The following is a 1,738-nucleotide window of genomic DNA, read 5'->3' as shown; positions in this document are numbered from 1 at the left end:
ACGGTCAACGTGGTAAGACCCCCTGTAGACGACAGGGTTGATAGGCTGGAGGTGTACGTGCCGCGAGGCATTCAGCTGACCAGTACTAATCGGTCGAGGGCTTATCCTAAGTTTCTTGAATCAACACACAAAGTGAGCTATCCGGTTTCATCTGCGGCCATGGCGGAATTGGCAGACGCGCAAGATTCAGGTTCTTGTGGGGGCAACCCCGTGGAGGTTCAAGTCCTCTTGGCCGCACCAAATCAGATATAGAAAGACCCGATCCGATAACGGATCGGGTCTTTTTTTGTTACAATGGACGCAAAAGGAGGCTGGTTCGTTTGAATTTTGATGAGGTTGTGGAAAGACGAGGTACGAACTCGTATAAATGGGATCAAGTCGAGAAGCTGTTTGGCTCGGCTGAGGTGCTCCCGATGTGGGTTGCGGATATGGATTTCCAAGCTCCTGAATCCGTTCGATCGGCATTAGCGGATCGGGTGGCTCACGGGGTGTTCGGGTATGGTGCGAAACCGCAGTCGTATCTTGATTCGATTTTGGCGTGGTTGCAGAAACGCCATGCGTGGGTCGTCCCGCAATCGTGGTTGGCTTACAGTCCGAGCGTTTTGACGTCACTTGCGATCCTGCTTGAGATCTATACGAAGACAGGGGACGGAGTGATCTTGCAGACACCTGTGTACCATGCGTTTTTCCATGTCATTCGGGGGAATGAGCGCAAGGTAGTGGAGAACTCGTTGCGGTATCAAGACGGGCGTTACACGATGGACTTTGAGGACTTGGAGGAAAAGCTGAAAGCCGGTGCAAAGGTGATGGTGCTTTGCTCCCCGCACAATCCGGTCGGTCGCGTATGGGAACCGGAGGAATTGCGTAAAGTGGGCGAACTTTGTTTGAAATACAAGGTTCCGGTGATTTCTGACGAGATACACTTCGACCTCGTGATGGACGGTCATCGTCATACGGTGTTCTCCTCGCTATCTGAGAAGTTGGCGCAAAATTCGGTGACGTTGTTTTCAATTACGAAAACGTTTAATCTGGCAGGAATTCATACGTCGACGGCCGTCATTGCGAACGATCATGTGCGCCGTCAGTTCAACTTCCGTCTGAACTCGTTGAACTTGGGGATGGAGAGTGCATTTTCCCCGATTGCAACAGAAGCTGCGTATACGGGCGGTGTTGAGTGGTTGAACGAGGTGCGGAAGTATGTGCAGGACAACTATGAGTTCATGTGCGCATTTGTGGCGGAAAAGATGCCGCAAATTAAAGTTGCTCCCTTGGAAGCCACGTATTTGGCGTGGCTGGATGTTTCCGAACTTGGGATGAACGGTGAGGAATTGAAGGCGTGGATGTACCAAGAAGCCAAGGTGGCGCTGAATGAGGGATCTGCTTTTGGGAAAAGCGGCGAAGGCTTCTTGCGGCTGAATCTTGCTTGTCCGCGGGCGATTCTGGTAGAGGGTTTGAATCGTATGGCTGCAAGTTTGGTAGGAAAAACGAGCATGAGAACAAAATGAAGAGTTCCTTTCACGCGGTTCCTTGATTCGACAGGGATCGCGTGAATTTGTGCCGGAACGGTCATGTTGTGCTGTTGAGAGGAAGCTGCGGGCATGATAAGATAACTCTTGTCGCCGCGAGAGACAAGCGGTTGATGAGATTGATCCTTGAAAACTAAACGAGTGATAGATGAAGATCGATTCGAGTCAGTGAACCAAACTTTTATTGAGAGTTTGATCCTGGCTCAGGACGA

The 1,738-nt window shown here is 50.8% G+C and carries 1 protein-coding gene, 1 tRNA gene and 1 rRNA gene; all 3 read left to right on the top strand.

Annotated features, from left to right (window positions below; all coding sequences use genetic code 11):
• Nucleotides 1-109, top strand: a 23S ribosomal RNA gene (locus JJB07_RS23760); the annotation flags it as partial.
• Nucleotides 110-153: 44 nt separating this feature from the next.
• Nucleotides 154-240 (top strand) — tRNA-Leu (locus JJB07_RS23755).
• An 80-nt stretch (nucleotides 241-320) separates the two neighbouring features.
• The gene (locus JJB07_RS23750) at nucleotides 321-1,505 is read left to right on the top strand and encodes a MalY/PatB family protein (protein WP_201638503.1); all 1,185 of its coding nucleotides are present in this window, start codon (nucleotides 321-323) and stop codon (nucleotides 1,503-1,505) included.
• Nucleotides 1,506-1,738: the final 233 nt, after the last annotated feature.

This window comes from Tumebacillus amylolyticus (genome assembly GCF_016722965.1).
Taxonomy (GTDB): domain Bacteria; phylum Bacillota; class Bacilli; order Tumebacillales; family Tumebacillaceae; genus Tumebacillus; species Tumebacillus amylolyticus.
Note: the sequence above shows the minus strand (reverse complement) of the source record. Positions and strands in the feature narration are given on the sequence as shown.